The organism is Amycolatopsis anabasis, assembly GCF_009765355.1.
Taxonomy (GTDB): Bacteria; Actinomycetota; Actinomycetes; order Mycobacteriales; family Pseudonocardiaceae; genus Amycolatopsis; species Amycolatopsis anabasis.
Genome location: NZ_VTHK01000007.1, coordinates 274,171 through 298,547, shown reverse-complemented (window position 1 = coordinate 298,547; position 24,377 = coordinate 274,171). Strand labels below are relative to the sequence as shown.

The 24,377-nt window shown below is 71.0% G+C and carries 22 protein-coding genes; 12 read left to right on the top strand and 10 right to left on the bottom strand.

What is annotated here, in order from left to right:
- The first annotated feature begins 138 nt into the window (after nt 1-138).
- Both fabG and fabI read left to right on the top strand, forming a co-directional pair.
- The gene (gene fabG / locus FXO23_RS12490) at nt 139-843 is read left to right on the top strand and encodes a beta-ketoacyl-ACP reductase (protein ID WP_158884167.1); all 705 of its coding nucleotides are present in this window, start codon (nt 139-141) and stop codon (nt 841-843) included.
- A 43-nt stretch (nt 844-886) separates the two neighbouring features.
- Nucleotides 887-1,654: an enoyl-ACP reductase FabI gene (fabI, locus tag FXO23_RS12485; protein ID WP_158884165.1), complete on the top strand. Its 768-nt coding sequence runs from the start codon at nt 887-889 to the stop codon at nt 1,652-1,654.
- Here the strand turns inward: fabI and FXO23_RS12480 are convergent.
- From FXO23_RS12480 to FXO23_RS12470, 3 genes are all read right to left on the bottom strand, one after another.
- Nucleotides 1,651-2,061 carry a nuclear transport factor 2 family protein gene (locus FXO23_RS12480; RefSeq protein ID WP_158884163.1) on the bottom strand — a complete coding sequence of 137 codons (411 nt, stop codon included), beginning with the start codon at nt 2,059-2,061 and terminating at the stop codon, nt 1,651-1,653. The genes fabI and FXO23_RS12480 overlap by 4 nt on opposite strands.
- 26 nt (nt 2,062-2,087) lie before the next feature.
- Entirely contained in the window at nt 2,088-3,272 is a 1,185-nt protein-coding gene (locus tag FXO23_RS12475; protein ID WP_158884161.1) for a Cmx/CmrA family chloramphenicol efflux MFS transporter, read from the bottom strand.
- A gap of 74 nt (nt 3,273-3,346) precedes the next feature.
- Nucleotides 3,347-3,922 carry a TetR/AcrR family transcriptional regulator gene (locus FXO23_RS12470; RefSeq protein ID WP_158884159.1) on the bottom strand — a complete coding sequence of 192 codons (576 nt, stop codon included), beginning with the start codon at nt 3,920-3,922 and terminating at the stop codon, nt 3,347-3,349.
- Nucleotides 3,923-4,009: 87 nt separating this feature from the next.
- Here FXO23_RS12470 and FXO23_RS12465 point away from each other — a divergent pair, with 87 nt between their 5' ends.
- Nucleotides 4,010-5,056 carry a ferrochelatase gene (locus tag FXO23_RS12465; protein ID WP_158884157.1) on the top strand — a complete coding sequence of 349 codons (1,047 nt, stop codon included), beginning with the start codon at nt 4,010-4,012 and terminating at the stop codon, nt 5,054-5,056.
- Nucleotides 5,057-5,383: 327 nt separating this feature from the next.
- Here FXO23_RS12465 and FXO23_RS12460 read toward each other — a convergent pair whose 3' ends face one another.
- Nucleotides 5,384-6,181, bottom strand: coding sequence for a hypothetical protein (locus tag FXO23_RS12460; protein ID WP_158884155.1), 798 nt, complete (start codon nt 6,179-6,181; stop codon nt 5,384-5,386).
- Between the two features lie 80 nt (nt 6,182-6,261).
- On the opposite strand from FXO23_RS12460, the gene FXO23_RS12455 reads away from it, so the two are divergent.
- From FXO23_RS12455 to FXO23_RS12445, 3 genes are read left to right on the top strand one after another with little or no spacing between them, the layout of a single operon-like run.
- Nucleotides 6,262-7,659 (top strand): ATP-binding protein, encoded by a 1,398-nt coding sequence (locus tag FXO23_RS12455; protein ID WP_158884153.1) that lies wholly within the window; start codon nt 6,262-6,264, stop codon nt 7,657-7,659.
- Nucleotides 7,656-9,611, top strand: a complete 1,956-nt coding sequence (locus FXO23_RS12450; protein WP_158884151.1) for a vWA domain-containing protein — start codon at nt 7,656-7,658, stop codon at nt 9,609-9,611. The genes FXO23_RS12455 and FXO23_RS12450 overlap by 4 nt, the downstream gene beginning before the upstream one ends.
- A 14-nt stretch (nt 9,612-9,625) precedes the next feature.
- Nucleotides 9,626-10,861, top strand: coding sequence for an erythromycin esterase family protein (locus FXO23_RS12445; RefSeq protein WP_158884149.1), 1,236 nt, complete (start codon nt 9,626-9,628; stop codon nt 10,859-10,861).
- A gap of 4 nt (nt 10,862-10,865) precedes the next feature.
- Here the strand turns inward: FXO23_RS12445 and FXO23_RS12440 are convergent, their stop codons facing one another.
- Entirely contained in the window at nt 10,866-11,330 is a 465-nt protein-coding gene (locus tag FXO23_RS12440; protein WP_158884147.1) for a MarR family transcriptional regulator, read from the bottom strand.
- Nucleotides 11,331-11,685: 355 nt separating this feature from the next.
- Here FXO23_RS12440 and FXO23_RS12435 point away from each other — a divergent pair, with 355 nt between their 5' ends.
- The 4 genes from FXO23_RS12435 to narI are packed head-to-tail and all read left to right on the top strand — an operon-like array spanning nt 11,686 to nt 18,276.
- A complete protein-coding gene (locus tag FXO23_RS12435) occupies nt 11,686-15,375 on the top strand; it encodes a nitrate reductase subunit alpha (RefSeq protein WP_158884145.1) in 3,690 nt (1,229 codons plus the stop codon).
- Nucleotides 15,375-16,940, top strand: a complete 1,566-nt coding sequence (gene narH / locus FXO23_RS12430; RefSeq protein WP_158884143.1) for a nitrate reductase subunit beta — start codon at nt 15,375-15,377, stop codon at nt 16,938-16,940. The genes FXO23_RS12435 and narH overlap by 1 nt, the downstream gene beginning before the upstream one ends.
- The gene (gene narJ / locus FXO23_RS12425) at nt 16,937-17,557 is read left to right on the top strand and encodes a nitrate reductase molybdenum cofactor assembly chaperone (protein WP_158884141.1); all 621 of its coding nucleotides are present in this window, start codon (nt 16,937-16,939) and stop codon (nt 17,555-17,557) included. Before narH ends, narJ begins: the two co-directional genes overlap by 4 nt.
- Nucleotides 17,554-18,276 carry a respiratory nitrate reductase subunit gamma gene (gene narI / locus FXO23_RS12420; RefSeq protein ID WP_158884139.1) on the top strand — a complete coding sequence of 241 codons (723 nt, stop codon included), beginning with the start codon at nt 17,554-17,556 and terminating at the stop codon, nt 18,274-18,276. Before narJ ends, narI begins: the two co-directional genes overlap by 4 nt.
- A 7-nt stretch (nt 18,277-18,283) precedes the next feature.
- Here narI and FXO23_RS12415 read toward each other — a convergent pair whose 3' ends face one another.
- From FXO23_RS12415 to FXO23_RS12400, 4 genes are all read right to left on the bottom strand, one after another.
- Nucleotides 18,284-18,883, bottom strand: a complete 600-nt coding sequence (locus FXO23_RS12415) for a nucleotidyltransferase domain-containing protein (protein WP_246257153.1) — start codon at nt 18,881-18,883, stop codon at nt 18,284-18,286.
- The gene (locus tag FXO23_RS12410; protein WP_158884137.1) at nt 18,883-19,122 is read right to left on the bottom strand and encodes a hypothetical protein; all 240 of its coding nucleotides are present in this window, start codon (nt 19,120-19,122) and stop codon (nt 18,883-18,885) included. The genes FXO23_RS12415 and FXO23_RS12410 overlap by 1 nt, the downstream gene beginning before the upstream one ends.
- A gap of 20 nt (nt 19,123-19,142) precedes the next feature.
- Nucleotides 19,143-20,336 carry a S8 family serine peptidase gene (locus FXO23_RS12405; protein WP_158884135.1) on the bottom strand — a complete coding sequence of 398 codons (1,194 nt, stop codon included), beginning with the start codon at nt 20,334-20,336 and terminating at the stop codon, nt 19,143-19,145.
- Between the two features lie 92 nt (nt 20,337-20,428).
- Nucleotides 20,429-21,778 carry a cytochrome P450 gene (locus tag FXO23_RS12400; RefSeq protein WP_158884133.1) on the bottom strand — a complete coding sequence of 450 codons (1,350 nt, stop codon included), beginning with the start codon at nt 21,776-21,778 and terminating at the stop codon, nt 20,429-20,431.
- 87 nt (nt 21,779-21,865) lie between these two features.
- Between FXO23_RS12400 and FXO23_RS12395 the strand changes: the two genes are divergently transcribed.
- Entirely contained in the window at nt 21,866-22,474 is a 609-nt protein-coding gene (locus tag FXO23_RS12395; protein ID WP_158884131.1) for a TetR/AcrR family transcriptional regulator, read from the top strand.
- A 1-nt stretch (nt 22,475) separates the two neighbouring features.
- Here FXO23_RS12395 and FXO23_RS12390 read toward each other — a convergent pair whose 3' ends face one another.
- Nucleotides 22,476-23,042, bottom strand: a complete 567-nt coding sequence (locus FXO23_RS12390; protein WP_158884129.1) for an ArsR/SmtB family transcription factor — start codon at nt 23,040-23,042, stop codon at nt 22,476-22,478.
- 94 nt (nt 23,043-23,136) lie between these two features.
- Here FXO23_RS12390 and mshC point away from each other — a divergent pair, with 94 nt between their 5' ends.
- Nucleotides 23,137-24,375, top strand: a complete 1,239-nt coding sequence (gene mshC / locus FXO23_RS12385) for a cysteine--1-D-myo-inosityl 2-amino-2-deoxy-alpha-D-glucopyranoside ligase (protein WP_158884127.1) — start codon at nt 23,137-23,139, stop codon at nt 24,373-24,375.
- Nucleotides 24,376-24,377 lie beyond the last annotated feature (2 nt).

Here is a 24,377-nt window from a genome sequence, read left to right as displayed (position 1 = left end):
CAGGTCCACCGATCCCTCACCGCCTACGACCACTGACCTTGGAATAGGTCATCTAGGCGCGGAGCGCCTGCACCCTCGCTGACGTCGACCGATAACCTCAGCCCGTCAACTGCGACGACACGACGCTAGGAGCACTAGGTGGGACGGTCCGTTCTGGTCACCGGCGGCAATCGGGGCATCGGCTTGGCCATCGCGCGCGAACTGGACGCGCGGGGGCACCAGGTCGCGGTCACCCACCGGGGTTCCGGCGCGCCGGAGGGCTTGTTCGGGGTCCAGGCCGACGTGACCGACGCCGAGCAGGTGGACGCGGCGTTCAAGCAGGTCGAGGAGCACCAGGGGCCGGTCGAGGTCCTGGTGTCCAACGCCGGGATCACCGACGACACGCTCCTGATGCGGATGAGCGAGGAGCAGTTCACCCGGGTCCTCGACGCCAACCTGACCGGCGCCTACCGGGTCGCCAAGCGCGCCTCGCGGGGCATGCTGCGGGCGAAGTGGGGCCGGTACATCTTCATCTCCTCGGTGGTCGGCCTGTCCGGTTCGGCCGGTCAGCTCAACTACGCCGCGAGCAAGGCGGGACTGGTCGGCCTGGCCCGCTCGCTCGCCCGCGAACTCGGTTCGCGCAACATCACCTCGAACGTCATCGCGCCCGGGTTCGTGCGCACCGACATGACCGACGAGCTGAAGGAAGACCGCAAGGAGGAGATCATGAAGCAGATCCCCTCCGGCCGGTACGCCGAGCCCGAGGAGATCGCGAGCGCGGTGCGCTTCCTCGCCTCCGACGAGGCCGGGTACATCAACGGCGCCGTGCTGCCGGTCGACGGCGGCCTGGGCATGGGCCACTGAGACTTCCCCGCAAGAACCACCAACCCCCAGATTTGGAGGACCTGTGTCCGGACTGCTCGAAGGCAAGCGCCTGCTGATCACCGGGGTGATCACCGACGCGTCGCTGGGGTTCCACGCGGCGAAGGTCGCGCAGGAGCAGGGCGCGAAGGTCGTGCTCACCGGATTCGGCCGGATGTCGCTGGTCGAGCGCATCGCCAAGCGGCTGCCCGAACCGGCGCCGGTGCTCGAGCTCGACGTGCAGAACGCCGAGCACCTGAGCACGCTGGCCGACCGGGTGTGCGAGCACGTCGACGGGCTGGACGGGGTGCTGCACTCGATCGCGTTCGCCCCGCAGACCTGCCTGGGCGCGCCGTTCATGGACGCCCCGTGGCAGGACGTGGCCACCGCGCTGGAGATCTCGGCGTACTCGTACAAATCGCTCGCCGAGGCGGTCCTGCCGCTGCTGGGCGAGGGTTCCTCGATCGTCGGCATGGACTTCGACGCGCGGGTCGCGTGGCCGGTCTACAACTGGATGGGCGTGTCCAAGGCGGCGCTGGAGTCGGTCAACCGCTACCTGGCGCGGGACCTCGGGCCGAAGGGGATTCGGGTGAACCTGGTGACCGCGGGCCCGATGAAGACCATGGCCGCGAAGTCGATCCCCGGTTTCGTCGAACTCGAGGAGGGCTGGGACGGCCGCGCGCCGCTCGGGTGGAACAGTTCGGATCCGACGGCCGTCGCGAAGTCCGTGTGCGCGGTCCTCTCCGACTGGCTGCCCGCCACCACCGGCTCGATGATCTGGGTCGATGGCGGCGTGCACGCCCTCGGGGTCTAGCGGTCGCGGCGGGTGGCTTCGGCCACCCGCCAGCTGTCCTCGAACATCAGGTACTTGGTGATCCGGCCGTCCTCGACGGTGAACCGGACCGCGAACGGGGACTCGATGACCCGGCCGGTGGCCAGGACGGTGGACCGCAGGTGGCCCACGGCGATCGCGTCCGGCCCGTCGACCAGGATCTTCTCGACGGTGAAGTGGTCGCGCTCGAGGTAATCGCGGTCCAAGGTGCGGAAGAACTCGGCGACCTCCGCGCGGGACTTGCGCGGGCCGATCCACGGCACGTGCTCGGTGGCGCCGGGAATGTTCCAGTCCACCCGTTCGGCGAAGAGCGCGGCGGCGCCGGGAACGTCCCCCGCGTCCAGGCGGGCGTAGAAGTCGGTGACGATCTTCCTGGTTGCTTCGGACATGGTGTTCTCCTTTTCCAGTAGGGATTTCACGCGGTGACGAGGGTTGGTTCGGGCAGCCGGTCGTCGCGGCGCTGGATGATCGCGGCGAGCGTGATGCCGCCGAGCGCGGCGACGCCGAGGACCGCGCTCACCCAGGCGACGCTCGCGTAACCGAGCCCGGCGTCGATCGCGAGCCCGCCCAGCGCGGGACCGGCGGTGTTGCCGATGTTGAAGGCGGACGTGTTGCTGGCCCCGGCGAGGGTGGGCGCGCGGTGCGCGAGCGCGAACACGCGGGCGTTCAGGGCGGGGTTCGCGGCGAACCCGGCGACCCCGAGCGCGAAGATCGCGGCCAGGGTGAGCGGCGCGTTCGAGGTCGCCGTGCCGAGCACGACCAGGGTCACGAGGGTGGCCGCGAGGCTGCCGAACAGGGTCGCGAGCGGGTAGGCGTCGGCGAGTCGCCCGCCGAGCGTGATCCCGATGAGCCCGCCGACGCCGAACAGCGCGAGCGCGCCCGACACCCAGCCTTCGGGCAGGCCGGTCACGTCGGTCAGCACCGGCGCCAGGTAGCTGAACGTGCAGAAGACCAGGCCCGAACTCAGGGCGGTGATGCCCAGCGCCAGCCAGACCCGAGCGTCGCGGTACGCCCCCAGTTCGCCCCGGAGCCGGGGCATCCGCTCTGGATCCGGCCGCAGGGCGGGCACGAACAGCAGGACCCCGACGACGGCGAGGGCGGTCAGCGCGGCGACGGCCCAGAACGCCGAGCGCCAGCCCGCGTGCTGGCCGAGGAAGGTGCCCGCGGGCACGCCGACGATGTTCGCGATGGTCAGCCCGCCGGTGACCACCGCCATCGCCCGGGCGCGCCGGTTGACCGGCACCAGCGTGATCGCGCTCGCGGCGGCGACCGCCCAGAACCCGGCGCAGGCGAGCGCGCTGACGACCCGCGTCCCGAAGAGCACGCCGTAGCTGGGCGCGATCGCGCCCACCACCTGCCCGATCCCGAACACGGCGAGCAGCGCGAGCAGGGTGGCGCGGCGCGGCAGGCGCAGGGTCGCCGCGGCGAGCAGGGGTGCGCCGACGACCATGCCGATGGCGAACGCGGAGATGAGCAGCCCGGCGTCCGGGATGCTCACCCCGAGATCCCCGGCGATGGCGGGCAGCAGCCCGGAGAGCATGAACTCCGAGGTGCCCAGGGCGAAGATGCTCAGGCCGAGGATGTACACGGCGAGGGGCATCGGGATCCTCCAGTTATGGATTGGTCAGTACAAAACGAACACGCGGCAGGCCCGGCTCGGTTTCGAGCAGGGATTTACAGCGCGCTGAGGGCGATCTCGGCGACGTTGGTCATCGTGGTGCGGTCCGCGCCGTTGCGGGAGATCATCCGGATGCCGCCGATCTGGCAGTGCACGAACTGGGCCAGTGCGCGGGCGTCCTTGCCCCGGTCGATCTCACCGTCGCGCTGGCCGGAACGGATGCACGCCCCGATCGCGGCGATCAACCGGTCCGTGTCGGCCCGCAGGATCGCCCCGATCTCGGGGTCGCGGCCGCCCAGTTCCGCGATGGTGTTCACCACCAGGCAGCCGCGGCTTTGGTTCTCGACCTCGTCGTCGATCACCCGGGCCAGCATCCGGTGCAGTCTTTCCCGTGCTGTGCCCGGTCCGTCGAGCAGTTCGACCCAGGCGCCGGTCGCGGTGTCGCAGTAGTGCCGCAGCGATTTGCGGAACAGCTCGTGCTTGCTGGTGAACGTGTTGTAGATGCTGCTGCGGCCCAGTCCGGTGGCGGCGCAGAGTTCCTGGGTGGAGGTGCGCTCGTAGCCGCTCGACCAGAACGCCTGCATCGCGCGCTCCACCGCGCGTTCCTCGTCGAACTCCCGTGGCCGTGCCATGGGGTGACCCTAGCATGTTTTGGATCGAGCAGTTCAAAACCAGTACCCGATTCGTGGTGGGCCTCGCCACAGCGGCAAGATGGGTGGGTGGGTTACGACGCGTTGCTGTGGCTGTCCTTCGGCGGCCCCGAAGGTCCGGACGATGTCATGCCGTTCCTGGAGAACGTGACCAGGGGGCGGGGGGTGCCCAGGGAGCGACTGGCCGAGGTCGCCGAGCACTACCAGCATTTCGGCGGTGTCTCGCCGATCAACGCGCTGAACCGCAACGCGATCGCCGCGGTGGAGAAAGAGCTTGCCGCGCAAGGGATCGACCTGCCGGTGTACTTCGGCAACCGGAACTGGGACCCGATGGTCGAGCGGACCGTCGCGGCGATGGCCGCCGACGGCGTCCGGCGCGCGCTGGTCTTCCCGACGAGCGCGTACGGCGGGTATTCCGCCTGCCGCCAGTACGACGAGGACATCGTGCGCGCGCGGGCCGCGGTCGGCGCGGGCGCGCCCGATTTGGTGAAACTGCGGCAGTTCTTCGACCATCCGCTGTTCATCGGCGCGATCGCGGACGCCGTGCGCGTTGCCCATGCCGAGGTCGGCGTGGAGAGCGGGGCGCGCACGGTGTTCGTGGCGCATTCGATTCCGGAAAGCGCCGACCTCGCCTCCGGTCCGCCGGAAGAGGGCGGTCGCCGGTACTCCGAGCAGATCGCCGAGGCCGCGCGGCTCGTGGCCGCGGAGACCGGGATCGAGACCTACGACGTGGTGTGGCAGTCGAGGTCCGGTCCGCCGCAGGTGCCGTGGCTGGAACCGGACATCGTGGACCACATCGACGCCCTGCACGCCCGGGGCGTTCCGGCGGTCGTGGTGTGCCCGGTGGGTTTCGTCTCCGACCACCTCGAGGTGATCTGGGACCTGGACAACGAGGCCGCGGAACGCGCGGGCGAGCTGGGCATGGGTTTCGCGCGCGCGGCGACGGCCGGGACCGATCCCCGGTTCGCCGAACTGGTCGTGGAACTGGTGCGCGAACACGTGGCGGACGCCCCGGCGCGCAAACTGTCCGAGTTCCCCGCGGCGGGCTGCACCCTCAACGGCGAACCCTGCGCCCCCGGCTGCTGCGAACCCGCGAAACGCCCCACCCGCGCCTGACCGGGGTCGTGAGTGTTTACGCCGGTCAGAACCGGTCTGAACACTCACGACCCCACTCACTCGGCGACCCTGCAAAGAAGTGCTCGCCATGCTGCGGCGGTGCAGATCAGCGCGCCGCCCTCGGTCATTCCGGCGCGCTCGCGCGTCTCGCGGAGCTTGCGCCCAGGCGGCGCTTCTGCCGATTGGGATTGCTCTTCCGGACAACGCGAGGACCTTTCTGTGCAAGGGAGGCCCATGGTTTCACCCACCCCCGACAGAATCGGAATTTCCGGAAACGCACAGGAAAGCTCGGCCCGAAAGGTGCGCGCACTTTCGGAGTCCGGCTGGTCAGGGTTGCCGGTCGGCCTGGTCGGCGAAGACGCGGACCGCCTCGTTCACCGCGGCGCACTGGGCGGTGCGGACCGCGGTCGCCAGCGGCCGGAGGGCCTGGGCGCGTTGTGCGGCGGCGGAGGCCGACACCGCGCCGCCGGGGTCGTCGGCGTGTGCCAGTGCGAGGATCGCGTTCACCTCGGTCGCCCGTTGCAAGACGCGCAACGCGCGCCCGGGGGTGCCCGCCGGCCAGTCGAGCCGGGGCGCCGAGCGCAGCCGCGCGGACAGCTCGTCGCGCACCCCCGGCCGGTCCCGCGCGATGTCGAGCGCCTGCAGGGCGCCGGCGCTGTCCCGGATCGCGTCGGTCATCGCGTGCTCGGCCTCGCCCAGCGCTCGGTACTCCGGTACCGGCGAGGTGGCCAGCGGGAACACCGTCCACCGCAACAACCCTTCGGCCAGGATCTCCGGAACCACGCCGTACCCGAGACCGGCGAGCAGCACCGCTTCCCCGGCGCGCAGCGCGGCCTCGGTGAACGGGCCGCCGCCCCCGAGCCCCCGGGGGTCGCCGGGCACGGGCAGCACGAGATGCGCCCCGGTCGCGCCGTGGCGGCGCAGCGCCGCGAGCAACCGCGCGAGCGTGGCCGGGCGGTTTCCGGTCACCGGAACGTCGAAGGTGTCCGCGGTCGGTTCGTCGGCGGCCACGACCTCATGGGCCTCGCCCCAGGCGAGCAGGGCGTCAAGCGCGTCATCGGACGCCGCGGCGCCATGCAGCCACGCGGCGGACCAGACAGCGAAAGTCGCACTCGGACAGCACACGATGACCCAGAATACGCGTCGCGGCGGGCTGGAGTTGGTCCACATCGACGATCGCCTTCGCGGGAAGTAGCGTTTGCAGGGTGAACTCCGTACCCGCACATCTCCCTCGCACGGCAGGGGAGCTGCGCGCCGCCGGTTACGCGCCGCGCGGCGTGAAGACCGAGATCCATGACAATCTGCTCGCGGCGCTGCGGGACGGGAAGGACCCGTGGCCCGGTATCGTCGGTTTCTCCCGCACCGTGCTGCCGCAGTTCGAACGCGCGCTGCTGGCCGGGCACGACGTCGTCCTGCTCGGCGAACGCGGTCAGGGCAAGACCCGGCTCCTGCGCACCCTGGCCGGACTGCTCGACGAATGGACGCCGGTGATCGAAGGTGCCGAACTCGCCGAGCACCCGCTCGACCCGATCACCCCGGTGTCCCGGCGCCGCGCGGCGGAACTCGGGGACGACCTGCCGGTCGCGTGGCTGCACCGCGGCGAGCGGTACACCGAGAAGCTGGCCACCCCGGACACCTCGGTCGGCGACCTCATCGGTGACGTGGACCCGGTGAAGGTCGCCGAGGGCCGCAGCCTCGGCGATCCCGAGACCATCCACTTCGGACTCGTGCCGCGCGCGCACCGCGGGATCGTCGCGATCAACGAGCTGCCCGACCTCGCCGAACGGATCCAGGTCGCGTTGCTGAACGTGATGGAGGAGCGGGACATCCAGGTCCGCGGGTACACCCTGCGGCTGCCGCTGGACGTGCTGCTGGTGGCCACCGCGAACCCCGAGGACTACACCAACCGCGGCCGGATCATCACCCCGCTCAAGGACCGGTTCGGCGCGGAGATCCGCACGCACTACCCGCTCGACGTCGCGGCCGAGGTGGGCGTGGTGCGGCAGGAGGCGCGACTGGTCGCCGAAGTCGGCGAGCCGCTGCTGGAGGTGCTCGCCCGGTTCGTCCGCAACCTGCGCTCGGCGAACGTGATCGACCAGCGTTCGGGCGTGTCCGCGCGCTTCGCGGTCGCCGCGGCGGAAACCGTTGCCGCGGCGGCACTTCGCCGGTCGGCGCTGACCGGCGAGGAACCACCCGTGGCACGCCCGGTGGACCTCGACGCGGTGCCCGCCGTGCTGCGCGGGAAGGTCGAGTTCGAACCGGGGGAGGAAGGCCGGGAGACCGAGCACCTGGTGCACCTGCTGCGCCGCGCGATCGCCGAAACGGCCCGCGACCGGTTCGCCGGGCTCGACCTGCGCCCGCTGGTGACCGCCGTCGCGGACGGCCACCTGGTGGCGACCGGGGAACGCGTGCCGGGCAAGGAGGTGCTCGCCGCGCTGCCCGAACTGCCGGTGCTGCACGAGGTCGCCCAGCGGGCCGGGGTGTCCGCCGACGAGTCGCCGGGCCGGATCGCGGCGGCGGTGGAACTCGCGCTCGAATCGCTCTACCTGGCGCGGCAACTGGCCAAGGATTCCGACGACAACACGACGGTGTACGGGCCATGACCGCCCTGCCCGAGGGGTACTCGTACGGTCCGTGGCACGAGGGGCCGGATCCGCTCGCGCCGCCGGTGGACCTGCGGGCCGCGATGGACGAGATCGGCCGCGACGTGCTGGGTGGCTCGTCGCCGCGGTCCGCGCTCGAGGAGGTGCTCCGGCGCGGCACCCGGGACACCGCCGGGCTGGACGAGCTGACCCGCCGCGTGTGGCAGCGCCGCGCCGAGATCCAGCGGCGGCACCGGCTCGACGGCACGTTGCAGGAAGTTCAGCGGCTGCTGGACGAAGCCCTGGACGCCGAGCGCCGCGCGTTGTTCCCCGATCCGTCCGACGAGGCCCGGTTCGCCGAGGCCGAACTGGACGCCCTGCCGCCCGGGACCGCCGCCGCGGTGCGGGAACTGGCCGAGTACCGGTGGCGTTCGGAACAGGGGCGGGAGAACTACGAGCGGATCCGCGAGCTGATCGGCCGCGAGTTGCTGGACTCGCGGTTCGAGGGCATGAAGGACGCGCTGCGGAACGCCGGGCCAGAGGACGTCGAGCGCATCAACCGGATGCTGGAGGACCTCAACGCGTTGCTGGACGCCCACGCGCGGGGATTCTCCGATGTGGACGAACGGTTCGCGGAGTTCATGCGCCGGCACGGCGAGTTCTTCCCCGAGAACCCGCGGAACGTCGAGGAACTGATCGACGTGCTCGCGGCCCGGGCGGCCGCGGCGCAGCGCATGCTGAACTCGATGACACCGGAGCAGCGGGCCGAACTGGCGGAGCTTTCCCAGCAGGCGTTCGGCGATCCGCGGCTCGCGCGGCAGCTGTCCGCTTTGGACGAACAGTTGCTGGCCTTGCGACCGGGGGAGGACTGGACCTCGTCGGCGCGGTTCCGGGGCGAGGATCCCCTCGGGCTCGGCGAGGGCGCGCGGGCCATGGCGGATCTCGCCGAACTGGACGCGCTCGCCGAGCAGCTCGCGCAGTCCTATCCGGGCGCCCGGCTGGAGGACATCGACCTGGAGGCGCTGGAGCGGCAGCTCGGCGAGGACTCCGGCGTCGACGCGCGCAGGCTGGCCGAACTGGAGCGGGAACTGCGCGCGCAGGGCCTGTTCGAACGGGCCCCGGACGGTTCGCTGCGGCTGTCGCCCAAGGCGTTGCGTCGGCTGGGCGAAACCGCGCTGGCGGACGTCCTGAACGCGTTGCGCGGCAAGACCGGCGAGCGGAACACCGAATCGGCCGGGGCGGCGGGGGAGCCCACCGGGGCCACCCGCGCGTGGCGGTTCGGGGACACGCAGCCGTGGGACGTGTCGCGCACGGTCCGCAACGCCGTGCTGCGCACCGCTTCCGGTGCGGGCGGCCGGGTCCGCCTCGATGTGTCCGATGTGGAGGTCGTGGAGACCGAGCACCGCTCGCGCGCCGCGGTCGCGCTGTGCGTGGACACCTCGTGGTCGATGGTTCAGGAGGGTCGCTGGCTGCCGATGAAGCGCACGGCGCTCGCCCTGCACCAGCTGATCTCCACCCGGTTCCGCAACGACGCCCTGCAGCTGATCACCTTTGGCCGGTACGCGACCTCGGTGGAACTCGACGAGCTCGTCGGCCTGGAAGGCGTGTGGGAACAGGGCACCAACGCCCACCACGCGCTGCTACTCGCCGGTCGGCACCTGCGGCGGCATCCGGACGCGCAGCCGGTCGTGCTCATGGTGACCGACGGGGAGCCCACCGCGCACCTGGAACCCGATGGCACCGCCGAATTCAACTACCCGCCACCGCCGCGCACCCTCCGCAAGACACTGTCCGAAGTGGACAGGCTGGCGAAGCTCGGTGCCTCGGTGACGGTGTTCCGGCTGGGCGACGATCCGCGGCTCGCCGCGTTCGTCGACCTGATCGCGCGCCGGTCCGGTGGCCGGGTCGTCGCGCCCGAGACGGACGGCCTCGGCGCGGCGGTGATCGGCGACTACCTGCGCAGCCGCCGCTGAACCGAGGAGCCGCCATGCCCCTGCCGGACGGCGTTCGCCGGTTGCCGCTGGACGACCTGTCCGCGCTCGCCGAGCTGATCGGTGACGCGCACGTGGTGGCGATCGGGGAGAACAACCACTACATCCGCGAGTTCACCCAGCTGCGCGAGCGGATCCTGCGTTTCCTGGTGACCGAACTGGACTTCGGTGTGCTCGCCTTCGAATCGGGTTTCGCCGAGGGGCGCCTGGTCGACGACTGGATTCGCGGTGGCCCCGGCGAGGTCGAGACGGTGGCGCGGGACGGGTTCACCTTCGGCTACGGCGACGCGGGCGAGATGCACGACCTGCTCGGCTGGCTGCGCGCGCACAACGCGGCCGGTGGCCGGGTGCGGTTCGCCGGGGTGGACGTGCCGGGTTCGGGCGGTTCCGGGGTGCCCGCGCTGAGCCGGGTGCGCGAGTACCTCGCCGCGCACGGCCCCGACCAGGTTCCCCTTGCCGACGCGGCGATCGAGGCGGTCCGGTGCTACGACGCGGCCAACAACGGCGTGGCGCCCGCCCGCTATGCCGCGCTGAGCGTACCGGACCGCGACGCCGCCACCGCCGCGCTGACCAGGTTGCTGCTGCGGCTGGACGCGCTGCCGCCCGGGCCCGACCCGCGCGAGCACCTGATCGCCCGGCACCACGCGCTCGGCGCGCTGCGGCTGGACGAGCACTTGCGCGAACTCGTCGAGCTCGGTACGGCCGACCCACCCGCTTCGGCGATCTCTTCGCGGGACGTCTACCAAGCGGAGACCGTGCGGCTGCTGCGCGCACTCTCCAGCCCCGGGGAACGGATCGTGCTGATGGTGCACAACGCCCACGTGCAGCGGGTGCCGATGGAACTGCTGCCCGGGGTCCGTATGCGGTCCACCGGCAGTTACCTCGCCGACGACCTCGGCGCGGACTACTTCGCCCTCGGCGTCACCGCGCGCGGCGGCAGCACCGCCGATATGCGGCTGGACGAGGACGCCAGGCTGGGGATCGAAGTGCTGGCCCGCTCGCTCGACCCGCCCGCCGAGGACAGCGTGGAGCGGGCCGTCGAAGCGACCTCGCCGGGCGACGAGCCGGTACTGCTGGACCTGCGGCCCGCTCGCGGCAGCACTCTCGGCCCCGCGTCCATCCGGCACGTGCACACCCATGTGCCCGTGGATGTGGTGACCGCCTTCGACGGCCTCGCCTGCCTCCCCAAGATGAGCCCGAGTTCGTTCGTGCGAGGCGCCGAGGCGCGCTGAACGGTCACCGGTCGGGCTGGGCGGCAACTTCGGCGAAGCGGGCGAGGGCGGCCGTCACGGCGGGTCGTTCCGCGGCGTCCAGGCGGTTCAGGATGTGGTGGAAGCGGTTCCGGCGGTGGTCGCGGACCCGTTCGAGCACCTGGTGCCCGCGGGCGGTCGGCGCGAGCAGGACTTCGCGCCTGTTCAACGGGTTCTGGCGGCGGCGCACCAGGCGCAGGGTGGCCAGCCGTGCGCAGGTTCGGGTGACCGAGGACGGGTTCATGTCCAGTGCGTCCGCGACCTGGCTGACGTTGACGGGTGTCCGTTCCGCGATGATCCGCAGTGTGTGGAACTGGGACAGCGACAGGGTGCCGACGGCTTCGGCCAGGGTGCTGTCCGCTATGTCCACCATGGCGTAGAGCGCCCCGATCGCGGCTTCGACGTCCGCGATTTCCGGGGTGCCGGGGAAGGACCAGGCGGTGTCGGTCATGGCCAGGGCCTCCCGGGGGTGCGCGGTGCGGGGTTCGTGCGGGCAAGTATGGCTCGTTTCGCCAGCACCGGCTCCTCGAGGTGAGAAAGCTGACATGGAATCTTGGAAACGTGACATGTTGAGTGGCAATCTTGCTATTCGGGGTAATGGTCAGCGAATTGTCTGAATTGGGTCCGTAAAGGATGCGCAAAGCTGGGTGTGCACTTTTGTAAAGTCCTGGCGTGTCAAGGGTTTTCGCATGTCAGGGCGGCATAAATTCTGAGTTTGGTCATCCGGTCGTGGGACTCGTGCAACACGCAAAGGTGTGTACTGTGGTGGCCGTATTCGTATTGTCCTGCGGAGGCGATGCACGACTATGTCCGCGCAAAAGCGTCGTGGCGAGTTTGTTCCGGAATTGACCGAATCGGCGACCGATTTCCTGCTGAAAACGGGCCGCTTCCTGTCCAGATCGGAGGTGTCACCGGACCTGCGGTCGGTGTACCGGTCCGGCGGCACCGAGGCGGATTCCTTCTACCGCGAGCTGTGGAGCCACGACAAGGTCGTCTCGTCCACGCACGGGGTGAACTGCACCGGTTCGTGCCGCTGGAAGGTCTACGTCAAGGACGGCATGATCACCTGGGAGAGCCAGGACACCGACTATCCCTCGGTAGGTTCCGACAAACCAGAGTACGAGCCGCGGGGCTGCCCGCGCGGCGCGTCTTTCTCCTGGTACACCTATTCGCCGACCCGGGTCCGGTACCCGCACGCCCGGGGTGTGCTGGTCGAGGCGTACCGCACGGCCAAGCGCGAACTCAAGGACCCGGTGCTCGCCTGGGAATCCATTGTGGAGGATCCGGTGCAGCGGCGGGTCTACCAGCGCGCCCGCGGCAAGGGCGGCCTCGTCCGGATCGACTGGGCCGAAGCGGTCGAGATGATCGCCGCCGCGCACGTGCACACGATCAAACGGCACGGCCCCGATCGGATCGCCGGGTTCTCCCCGATTCCGGCGATGTCGATGGTGTCGCACGCGGTCGGGTCCCGGTTCATGGCGTTGATCGGCGCCCCGATGCTGTCCTTCTACGACTGGTACGCCGATCTTCCGGTGGCCTCGCCCCAGGTGTTCGGCGACCAGACCGACGTTCCGGAGTCCGCGGACTGGTGGGACGCGGCCTACCTGATGATGTGGGGCTCCAACGTCCCGGTCACCCGCACGCCCGACGCGCACTGGATGGTCGAGGCGCGGTACCGCGGGCAGAAGGTCGTGGTGGTCTCCCCGGACTACGCCGACAACACCAAGTTCGCCGACGAATGGCTGGCCCCGCATCCCGGCACCGACGGGGCGCTGGCCACCGCCATGGGGCACGTGATCCTCAAGGAGTTCTTCGTCGACGCCGAAACCGAGTTCTTCACCGGCTACGTGCGCCGGTACACCGACCTCCCGTTCCTGATCACCCTGGACCACCGGGACGGCGGGTACGTGCCGGGGAAGTTCCTCACCGCCGCGGCCGTGGGCAGCGCCGAGGAGGCGGGCGAGTGGAAACCGGTGCTGCTCGACGATCGCACCGGCGAGGTCGTGACGCCGAACGGATCGATCGGCTTCCGCTGGTCGGAATCCGGCGCGGGCCGGTGGAACCTCGACCTGGGTGACGTGGTGCCGCGGCTGACCCTGCACGGGACCGGGAACCAGGAGACCGCCGAGGTGCTGCTGCCCCGGTTCGACGCCGCGGACGGCTCGGGCGCGGTGCTCCGCCGCGGCGTCCCGGTGCGCCGGATCGGCGACCGGGTGGTGACGACCGTGTTCGACCTGCTGCTCGCCCAGTACGGGGTGGCCCGGCCCGGGCTGCCCGGGGAATGGCCCGCCGGGTACGACGATCCGGGCCAGCCCGGCACCCCCGCGTGGCAGGAGGCGATCACCTCGGTGCCCGCCGGGCGGGCCGTCCGCATCGCCCGGGAGTTCGCCCGCACCGCCGCCGAATCCGGTGGCCGCTGCATGATCCTGATGGGCGCGGGCACCAATCACTGGTTCCATTCCGACCAGGTCTACCGGAGCTTCCTGACCCTGCTGCTGCTCACCGGGTGCCAGGGCCGCAACGGCGGCGGGTGGGCGCATTACGTCGGGCAGGAGAAGGTCCGCCCGCTCACCGGCTGGCAGACGCTGGCCTCGGCGAGCGACTGGTGCCGCCCGCCGCGGCAGATGATCGGGACCGCCTACTGGTACCTGCACACCGACCAGTGGCGGTACGACGGCTACACCATGGACGCGCTGAGCTGGCCGATGGCCCGCGGAACGCTGGCCGGGAAGACCGCCGCCGACTGCCTGGCCGAGTCTGCCCGGCGCGGCTGGATGCCGTCCTACCCGACCTTCGACCGCAACCCGCTCGACCTCACTGACGAGGCCCACGCGCGGGGTGCGGATCCGGTCGAGTACACAGTGGACGCCCTGAAGGCCGGGGAACTGGGCTACGCCGGGGAGGATCCCGACGCGCCGGAGAACTGGCCGCGGGTGCTCACCGTGTGGCGGGCCAACCTGCTGGGTTCCTCGGCCAAGGGCAACGAGTACTTCCTGCGCCACCTGCTGGGCACCGACACGAACCTGCGCACCGGCGCGTCGGAACCGGCAGTGCGGCCGCGGTCGCTCACCTGGCGCGAGGAAGCCCCCGAGGGCAAGCTCGATCTGCTGCTGGCCCTGGATTTCCGGATGACCAGCACCACGCTGTTCGCCGACATCGTGCTGCCCGCCGCCACCTGGTACGAGAAGCACGACCTGTCCTCCACCGATATGCACCCGTTCGTGCACGCGTTCAGCGCGGCGGTGGATCCGCCGTGGCAGACCCGCACCGATTTCGACGCCTTCCACGCGATCGCGCGCGCGTTCAGCGACCTGGCCCGCGTGCACCTCGGGGTCCGGCGGGATCTGGTGGCCACCGCGCTGCAGCACGACACGCCCGGCGAGGTCGCCCAGCCCGGCGGCGTCGCCGGGGAGGCCGAACCGGTGCCCGGCCGCACGATGCCGGTGCTGACCGTGGTGGAACGCGACTACCCGGCGGTCGCCGATCAGCTCGCCGCCCTCGGTCCGCTTCTCGACGACAAGGGCGTCACCATCAAGGGCATCACCCTGGACGTCGGCCCGGAACTCGCCTGGCTCGGCGAGCACAACGGCCTCGCCGTCGGCGGCGCGGCGGCCGGGCGGCCCCGGCTGGACACCGATCGCCGGGCGGCCGAGGCCGTGCTCGCCCTGTCCGGCACCACCAACGGGCGGCTCGCGCGGCACGGATTCGACGTGCTCGCCGAGCGCGTCGGGAAACCCCTGGCGCACCTGGCGGCGGAGAACGAGGGCAAGCGGATCACGTTCGCCGACACCCAGTCCCGGCCCGCGCACGTGGTGACCAGCCCGGAGTGGTCGGGCAGCGAATCCGGCGGCCGCCGGTACGCACCGTTCACGATCAACGTCGAGCACCTCAAACCGTGGCACACGCTGACCGGGCGCCAGCACTTCTACCTCGACCACGACTGGCAGCACGAACTGGGGGAGGCGTTGCCGGTCTACCGCGCCCCGCTGGACATGCAGCGGTTGTTCGGTGAACCCCGCATCGGCCCGAACGGCGAGCGCGAGGTCACCGTCCGGTACATCACCCCGCATTCGAAGTGGTCGATCCATTCGGAGTACCAGGACAACCTGCTGATGCTCACGCTTTCCCGCGGTGGCCCCGCCGTCTGGCTGAGCCCGGCCGACGCGGCCGCGATCGGCGCCGCCGACAACGACTGGATCGAAGCGGTCAACCGCAACGGCGTGGTGGTCGGCCGCGCGATCGTGTCGCATCGGATGCCCGAGGGCACCGCGTTCCTGTACCACGCGCAGGACCGCACGGTGAACGTGCCCAAGAGCGAGGCCACCGGGAAACGCGGCGGCATGCACAACTCGCTGACCCGCGTGCAACTCAAACCCACCCATCTGATCGGCGGCTACGGCCAGCTCTGCTTCGCGCTGAACTACCTCGGGCCCACCGGGAACCAGCGCGACGAGGTCACCGTGCTGCGCCGCCGCTCGCAGGAGGTCGACTACTGATGCGCATCATGGCGCAGCTGGCGATGGTGATGAACCTGGACAAGTGCATCGGCTGCCACACCTGTTCGGTCACCTGCAAGCAGGCGTGGACGAACCGGGGCGGCGTCGAGTACGCCTGGTTCAACAACGTGGAAACCCGTCCCGGACAAGGGTTTCCGCGCCGGTACGAGGACCAGGACCGCTGGCGCGGCGGCTGGGAACGCACCCGCCGCGGCCGGTTGAAGCTCCGCGCGGGCGGGCGGGCCCGCAAGCTGCTCTCCCTGTTCGCGAACCCCGATCTACCGGAGATCGGCGACTACTACGAGCCGTGGACGTACGAGTACCGCAATCTGACCGAGGCCCCGCTCGGCGACGACGTGCCGACCGCCCGGCCGACCTCGCAGCTCAGCGGGCGCCCGTACCAGCCGAAGTGGGGGCCCAACTGGGACGACGACCTCGGCGGCGCGGCCGAGCACGGCGAACGCGACCCGCTGCTGACCAGGATCAGCGACCAGATCAAGTTCGAGTTCGAGCAGACGTTCATGTTCTACCTGCCCAGGATCTGCGAGCACTGCCTCAATCCGTCCTGTGTGGCCAGTTGCCCGTCCGGCGCGATGTACAAGCGGGTCGAGGACGGCATCGTGCTGGTCGACCAGGACGCCTGCCGCGGCTGGCGGATGTGCGTGACCGGTTGCCCGTACAAGAAGGTCTACTTCAACCACAAGACCGGCAAGGCGGAGAAGTGCACGTTCTGCTATCCGCGCGTCGAAGCCGGCCAGCCCACGGTCTGCGCGGAAACCTGCGTCGGTCGGCTGCGGCACATCGGGGTGGTCCTCTACGACGCCGACAAGGTGCTCGCCGCGGCGAGCGTGGCGGAGGAGCACCAGCTCTACTCCGCGCAGCTCGACGTGTTCTGCGATCCGGACGATCCGGCGGTGATCGAGGCGGCCGAACGGACGGGCATCCCGCACGACTGGATCACCGCCGCGCAGCGGTCCCCGGTGTACGACCTCATCTGCCGCCACCGCGTCGCGCTCCCGCTGCATCCGGAATACCGCACCATGCCGATGGTCTGGTACATCCCGCCGCTGTCCCCGGTGGTCGACGCGGTCGCGGGCAGCGGATTCGACGGCGAGGACGGGAACAACCTCTTCGGCGCCATCGACACCCTGCGCATCCCGGTGTCCTACCTCGCCGAACTGTTCACCGCCGGTGATCCGGAACCGGTCCGCGCCAGCCTGCGCAAGCTCGCCGCCATGCGGTCGTTCATGCGCGCGGTCAACCTCGGCGACGAGCCGCGCGACGAGATCGCCGAGGCCGTCGGGACGACCGGGGCCGGGCTGAAGTCGCTGTACCGGCTCCTCGCGCTGGCCAAATACGAAGAGCGGTACGTGATCCCGACCGCGGGGGTCGCCCAGGCGCACGACCTCGAAGCCATCGCCACGAAGTGCAGCCTGGACACCGACGGCGGTCCGGGCATGGGCGGCGGCGGAACGGTGAACCTGTTCAGCTGGCGAGAGGGAAGCCGTCCGGACGGCCTGTTTCCCTCGCTGCGCGGGGAAACCGCGGATCGAGGCCGGAAGTGATCCGGCGCCGCGGGTGCGCGGACTCCGAGCGCGCGGTGGCGGTGATCCGGCGTGCCGCGGGCTGGTGCCTGCAGTATCCGGACGAGGGCGCGTTCGGCGCGCTGCCCGTAGTCCGCGCCGCCGTCGACGCCCTGCCCGAGCAGCCCGCCCGCGCCGAGTTGTCCCGGCTCCTGGAGCACCTCGCCGCGACGAGCCCGGCCGAGGTCGCGCAGCACTACGTCCGCACCTTCGACACCAGCCCCCGCAGATGCCTGTACCTGACCTGGTACGCCGACGGCGACACCCGCCGCCGCGGCGCGTCGCTGGTGCGGATCAAGCGGCTCTACCGCGCCCACGGCCTGACCCTGCTGCCCGGCGAACTGCCGGACTTCCTGCCGGTGGTGCTCGAGTTCGCCGGGAACGAGGGAGCGGCCGGTACCGCGCTGCTGACCGAATACCGCCCGGGGCTCGTCCTGCTCGCCGCCAACCTGGAGAAGTTCGGCACCCCGTACGCCTCGGCCGTGCGGGCGGTGCTGGAAACCCTGCCCCGCGGGGATGCGTCCCTGCCCGTGGTGCCACCGGCCGAACAGGTCGGCCTCGATCCCTTCCCCGTCGCGCGTCCGGGAGCACACCGATGACCGACATCCTGCTGTGGGTGGCCGCGCCGTATGTCACCCTCGTCCTGTTGATCGCCGGCACGATCTGGCGGTACCGCCACGACCGGTTCGGCCTGACCACGCGATCCTCGCAGCTCTACGAATCGCGGCTGCTGCGGATCGGCAGCCCGATATTCCACTTCGGACTGTTGTTCGTGGTGGGCGGGCACGTCCTCGGCCTGCTCGTTCCCAAGAGCCTCACCGAGCTCGTCGGCGTGGACGAGGAGCGGTACCACCTGGTGTCGCTGGGCCTGGGCACGGTCGCGGGCGTCGCCGCGATCGGCGGGCTCGGCGTGCTGCTCCTGCGCCGGTGGCGCACCCCGGCGGTGCGGGCAGCGACCACGCGCAACGACACCGTGATGTACGTGCTGCTGGGCGTCGCCCTGGTCGCCGGGCTGACCACGACCGTGTTCACCAACGGCGTCGGCGGCGGTTACGACTACCGCACCACGGTCGCCCCCTGGTTCCGCGGCGTGTTCGCGCTGCACCCGGATCCCGCGCTGATGGCGGGTGCGCCGCTGACCTACCGGATCCACGTCCTCGCCGGGATGGTCCTGTTCGCGTTCTGGCCGTTCTCCCGGCTCGTGCACGCCTTCAGCGCGCCGGTGCGTTACCTGTTCCGGCCCTACATCGTCTACCGCAGCCGGACCGCCCGGCTTCCCGCCCGGCGCCGGATGAGCCGCCAATGGCAGCGGATGTGACCACGACCTAATCCGCGAGTCGTGCGTGCCAGGGATGTTCGCCGTAGGTCGTCGCGATCGCGTCCCGCAGCCACCGGCGCTGCGGTGCGGACAAGCCGGGCAGCGCCGCCGCGAAATCGGTCTCGTCCTTCGGGCGCGGCTCCCGGGCCTTGTAGAAGAGCTGGATTTCCGGTGCCAGGTAAGGGACCCCGTCGTCCCCGGTGCGGCCGATCGACGAGATCTCCCGGAGCACGCGCGGATCGCGCCGGGACACCCAGTACTCGCCCATCGACTCGTCGAGCATGAGCTGGACGCGCCAGGGCGCTTCCGGTCCGGGACGGCACCAGATGTCATGCACGCCAACGGGAAGCAGTTCGCCCGGCGCCCAGGGGCGCAGCGTCCCGGGTGGCTCGGCGGCGTGCCACTCCCAACCGGCGAGGGCCTCCTGCGCCGCGAGCTGATCGCGGCGCAGGAGCAGCACGTCGATGTCGCCGTGTTCGCGCAACCGCCGCCCCACGGCGGACTCGATCGCGTACCCACCGGCCAGCCACCACGGCACGCCGAGCTCCGCGAAGAGCGCGTGCACTTCCGCGGGAGTAGCGGGTTCCCAGGCGCCCGGACTCGCCACTACTGCGGTTCACCCTCGGGCGGCAACTGGTACTCCCGGGCCAGTTCGACCTCGGCCACCCCGGGGACGGAGCGCAGCGCGTTCACCGTGCTCGAACCCAGCGACCCGGTGACCGTGCCGATGGGTTCGAGCACGTGATCGACGTTCATCCCCGCCGCGCGCAGGGCCGTGACGACGTCTGCCAGGGCGCCGTGCCGGTCCTCGGCGACCGACACCACCACCTTGCGGTCCGGTTCCACCGGCGGATCCCGTCCTTCCGCTACGGAGCTTGTACCAATCCGGCGCCCGCGTCGGTCGACAGCAGCGGCGCCCGGCGAGCGGACTGGCTGAGGCGAGCCCACAGTTCCCAGCCGCGCGCGTTGTGCGCCTGCGCGGTGAGCGCGGCGACGCCCGAGACGTGCGGGGTGGCCATGCTGGTGCCGCTGATCCTGCGGTACCGCGTCGGCACCGGCCAGCTCGAGTGCACGTCCACGCCCGGGCCCACCACGTCGATCGCGCCGTGCTGGTCCACCGTGCCGCAGGAGAAGTCGGCGATCGCGCCCCGGACGTCGATCGCGCCGACCGCCAGGAACGACGGGCAGTTCGCGGGGTGCCCCACCGGCGCGACGAGCCCGCGCGAGCGCTGGCTCGAATTCCCCGCCGCGGCGATGATCAGCGTGCCGCGGGTGAGCGCGCGGCGGCCGATCCGCTCGAACGTGCGGGAGAACGGCTGGCCCGGCTGCGCCGCGGCGCCCAGCGACATCGACACCACCGCGCACCCGTTGGTGATCGCCCAGGAGATCCCGGCGAGGATGCCGCCATCGGTGCCGGATCCCGCGTTGCTGAGCACCTTTCCGGCGTGGATCTCGGCCTCGTAGGCCAGCCCGTAGCCCGGTGCGACTTCCGGCTTCCGGGGCCCGCAGGAGGTGCCGATGCAGTGCGTGCCGTGGCCGTGGCCGTCCTGCACCGCCTCCCCCGGAATGAAGGAGTTGTGCACGACCGTCCGCCCGGCGAAGTCGGGATGCCCGAGGTCGAACCCGGTGTCCAGCACGGCCACCTTGATCCCGGCGCCGGTGGCCTTGCTGTCCGCCGCCCGGACCGCCTGCAGCCCCCAGGTGAAGGCGCTCTCGTCGACCGGGAAGGCTTCCGGGGCGGAGGCGGGTTCGGCGGGCGCGTCGATCGCGTAGACCACGCGTTCGGCTTCCACCATCGAGATCGGCCCGGGTTGGTCGACCGCGTTGGTGAGCGCCGCGTACTGATCGGCGTCCGCGGAGACGACGGCGACGTTCAGCTCGTGCATGAGCAGGCCGTCCGCGGTGTCCAGGAGCTCGGCGGCCGAAGCGCCGTCGAGATCGGCCGTGCTGGACGCGCGGATGCCCGCGACATCGGCGATCGACGTCAACCCCTCCGGGCCGGCGTCCGCGTCCAGCAACACCAGGTAGCGACCGGTTGTGCCGCCTACCGGATCCGTCATGATCGTCATCCCTCTCCGCTTCGGGCATTCAACACCTTTAGGTGAGTCGCCCGTCGGAGGGGTTTTGTAACCTAGTTCACATCACTATTCGATTACACCTTGTTTCGGGGGGTAATCACGATGCGGGCGCCGCGGGCCGGGACCAGGGTGATGTTGCGGGCGCGGGCGGGTTCCGGAGACAGGCGGTCCGGGGCGAGGCGGTAGCGGGAAAGGACTTCCCGCAACACGATCGTGGCCTCCAGGAGCGAGAAACCGGCGCCGAGGCAGCGGCGCACCCCGCCGCCGAACGGGAACCAGGAACCGGTGGCGGGGCCGCCGTCGAGGAAGCGTTCCGGCCGGAACTGCGCGGGTTCGGGATGGTGGGCGGGGTCGCCCTGGACCAGGCTGATCGAGGGCATCACGGTGAAGCCCGCGGGGATCCGGTACCCGCCGATCTCGACGTCCCGGGTCAGCCTCCGCGCCACCTCGGAGATGACGGGGTGCAGGCGCATGGCCTCCTTCGCGACCGCCTCCAGGTACTTCTCGTCGCCGTCGTCGGCCGCGCGGGTGGCGGTGTCCAGCCGCGCGGGATCGCGGGCGAGTTCGTGGAACGACCAGGCGAGCGCGGTCGCGGTGGTCTCGTGCCCGGCCAGCAGGAGCGTCACCAGTTGGTCCCGCAACTCCGCGTCGGAGAGGCGATCGTCCTCGGCGGGGACGGTGAGCAGGCGGGACAGCACGTCGGTGCGGTCGTCCAGATCGTCCGCGCGGCGCCGGTCGGCGATCTCGGCGTAGATCAGCTCGTCGGCGCGGCGGGCGGTGGCGGCGTTGCGCCGCCACGGACCGAACCGCTGCAACGCCGGTTTGTGCCAGCCCAGCACGTCGAGCGGGCCGACGGCGACGATCTTGCGCAGCAGCGTGCGCAGTTCGTCCAGGCGCGGGCCGTCGGTCACGCCGAAGACCACGCGCAGGATGATCTCCAGGGTCAGTGCGTGCATCCGGTCGTGCGACCGGAACGGCCGCCCGGCGGGCCAGCGCTCGACCTCCGCGGTGGCGAGTTCGGTGACCAGCTCCCGGTAGCCGCGCAGGGCCGCGCCGTGGAAGGCGGGCATGAGCAGTTTGCGGGCACGCAGGTGCACGTCCTCATCGGTGATCAGCACCGAATGCTCGCCCATGATCGGCTTGAGGACGACGTTGCCCTCGCCCGCGTGGAAGGTGCTGACCGGACCGCTGAAGACCTCGCGGATGTGCTCGACATCGGCCAGTTGCACGAGGTTGCGCTCGGGAAAGATGCGCAGGTGCACGATATCGCCGTAGCGGCGCCGGACGCGCGGGAGCCAGCGGTGCCGCCGCGCGCCGAACAGGTAGGACTGCACCGGGAGCGGCAGCCGCGGTCCGGGCGGCAGGGGCAGGGAGTCCGTCGCGGCGGGGGACTGGAGGGCGGGCGGTGCGGCGTCGGTCGTCATCGGCACGACTCCTCGGCGTAGTTGTATACGTCCGTTTTATACGCCCGTATAGATCCTGTGTCCAGTGTCACGGTCTACGCTGAGCCGGTGGGCCACCGCGAAGACCTGCTCGCCGCCGCGCGCAGGTTGCTGGAAGACAAGGGCTACGCGCACATCACCACCCGTGATCTGGTCGCCGCCTCGGGGACGAACCTGGCCTCGATCGGCTACCACTTCGGCTCCAAGGCCGGTCTGCTCAACGCGGCGATCGGTGAGGTCTTCGAGGAGTGGACCGATCAGCTGGCGAGGGTGGCGATGGCCGATCCGGCGGCCTCCCCGATCGAGCGCGGGCGCGTCGCCTGGGTGACGATGCTGGACAGCCTGGCCGGGAAGCGCGCGCTCCTGCTGTCCTATGTGGAGGCTCTGGCGCAGGCCGAGCGGGTGCCGTCGCTGCGCGAGCAGTTCGCCGAACAGTACCGGCGATGCCGCGCGCGGGTCGCCGGGCTGGTCGCGGAGTCGCTGGGCGACGGCTCGGCCCCGGAGGACCCGCGCTGCCTCGCGGTGGCGAGTTTCGTGATCGCGATCTGCGACGGGCTCTCGGTCCAATGGCTGCTCGATCCGCGGGGCGCGCCCGCCGGTGCGGATCTCAGCGAGGGCCTCGCGGCCATGTGGGCGGTTTCGTTCCCCGGCGCCGAATCGCTGCGAAACCGGTCCTGATTCAGTCGCGGGCTTGTCCCTTGGGGTACACGGCGACCGCGATCTTGAACGGGTCGCGGTCGGCGTCCGCCGGGCCGCCGTAGCGGGTGCACAGCTCCTGGAGGGTGTCGCGCAGTTCGGCGAGGAACGCGGAGCGGTCGGCCGCGGCGAGCTGGATTTCCCCGGACACCGCCAGGGACGGCAGGTCCACCGCCGCGCCGCCGAGATCGGCGAGGTCGGTCTGCACCTGCTCGACCAGGTTGAGCAGGTACCCGAAGCTGAGCTCGTCGCCCGCGCGCCGCGGCGCGATCGTGCCGACCAGGCGGGGCGACAGCCAGTACGCGCGGGCGCTGGCCTGGTAGATGCCCTCGGTGATGCCGCGGACCTGGCGGGAGTCCACCTGGTCGACCAGTCCGGCCTCGGCGAGCCGCTGCACGTGGTAGTAGATCTTCTGCGGGCTGTGCCCCAGCACGCCGGAGATCTCGGTGCAGGTGCGCGGTTCGGCGAGCTGCCGGAGCACCTCCACCCGCATCGGTTTGAGCAACGCGTCGGCCTGTTCGAGGGACTCAAGGTACAAGACGTCTTTCATGACAAAAACAGTTTGTACATGCGGTGATGCGCGTGTCAACCGATCAATCCCACCGGGCGGGAACGGTTTGCTGAGGCACGCTTAGGGTTGGGGTATGCAGACTTGGTCATCGGTCACCGTTCCCCGAGTGCCGGGAACCGCTCGCCCGCTGCGGCTGTACGACACCGCGACCGGGCAGGTGCGCCCCACGACCCCGGGGAAGCTCGCGCGCATGTACGTCTGCGGCATCACGCCCTACGACGCGACCCACCTCGGGCACGCCGCCACGTACCTCACGTTCGACCTGGTGCACCGGCAGTGGCTGGACGCCGGCCACGAGGTGTACTACGTGCAGAACGTCACCGACGTCGACGAGCCGCTGCTGGAGCGGGCCGAGCGCGATCAGGACGACTGGATCGTCCTCGGCATGCGGGAGACCGCGCTGTTCCGGGAGGACATGGAAGCGCTGCGCGTGGTGCCGCCGCGCGAGTTCGTCGGCGCGGTGGAGAGCATCCCGGAGATCGTCGAGGTGATCGCCAAGCTGCTCACCGACGGTTCGGCCTACCGGGTCGACGATCCCGAGTACCCGGACGTCTACTTCGACCACAACGCCACCGGGCGGTTCGGTTACGAGTCCAACTACGACGCGGAGACGATGGCGAAGTTCTTCGCCGAACGCGGCGGTGACCCGGACCGGCCCGGGAAGCGCGACCCGCTGGACGCGTTGCTGTGGCGCTGCGCCCGTCCCGGCGAACCGGCCTGGGAGTCCGAACTCGGCGCCGGCCGCCCCGGCTGGCACATCGAATGCAGCGCGATCGCGATCAACCGCCTGGGCATGGGCTTCGACGTCCAGGGCGGCGGATCGGACCTGGTGTTCCCGCACCACGAGTACAGCGCGGCGCACGCCGAGGCGCTGTCGGGGGAGCACCCGTTCGCCCGCCACTACGTGCACGCCGGGATGATCGGCCTCGACGGCGAGAAGATGTCGAAGTCCCGGGGGAACCTGGTGTTCGTCTCGCGGCTGCGGGCCGACGGCGTGGAGGCCGGGGCGATCCGGCTGGCGCTGTTCGCCGGACACTACCGCGAGGACCGCGCCTGGACCCCGGATCTGCTGGCCCGCGCCGAAGAACGGCTCGCGCGCTGGCGGGAGGCGGTGGCGCTGGCGGCCGGTCCGCCCGCCGAGGACACCGTCGCCCGGTTGCGCGACCACCTGGCCAACGACCTCGACACCCCGAAGGCGCTGACCGCGGTGGACGCGTGGGTCGAGGAAGCCCGGCAGCGCCAGGGCGGCGACCCGGACGCCCCCGCCGTGGTGCGCGCGGCGGTGGACTCCCTGCTCGGGATCGCCCTCTGAGG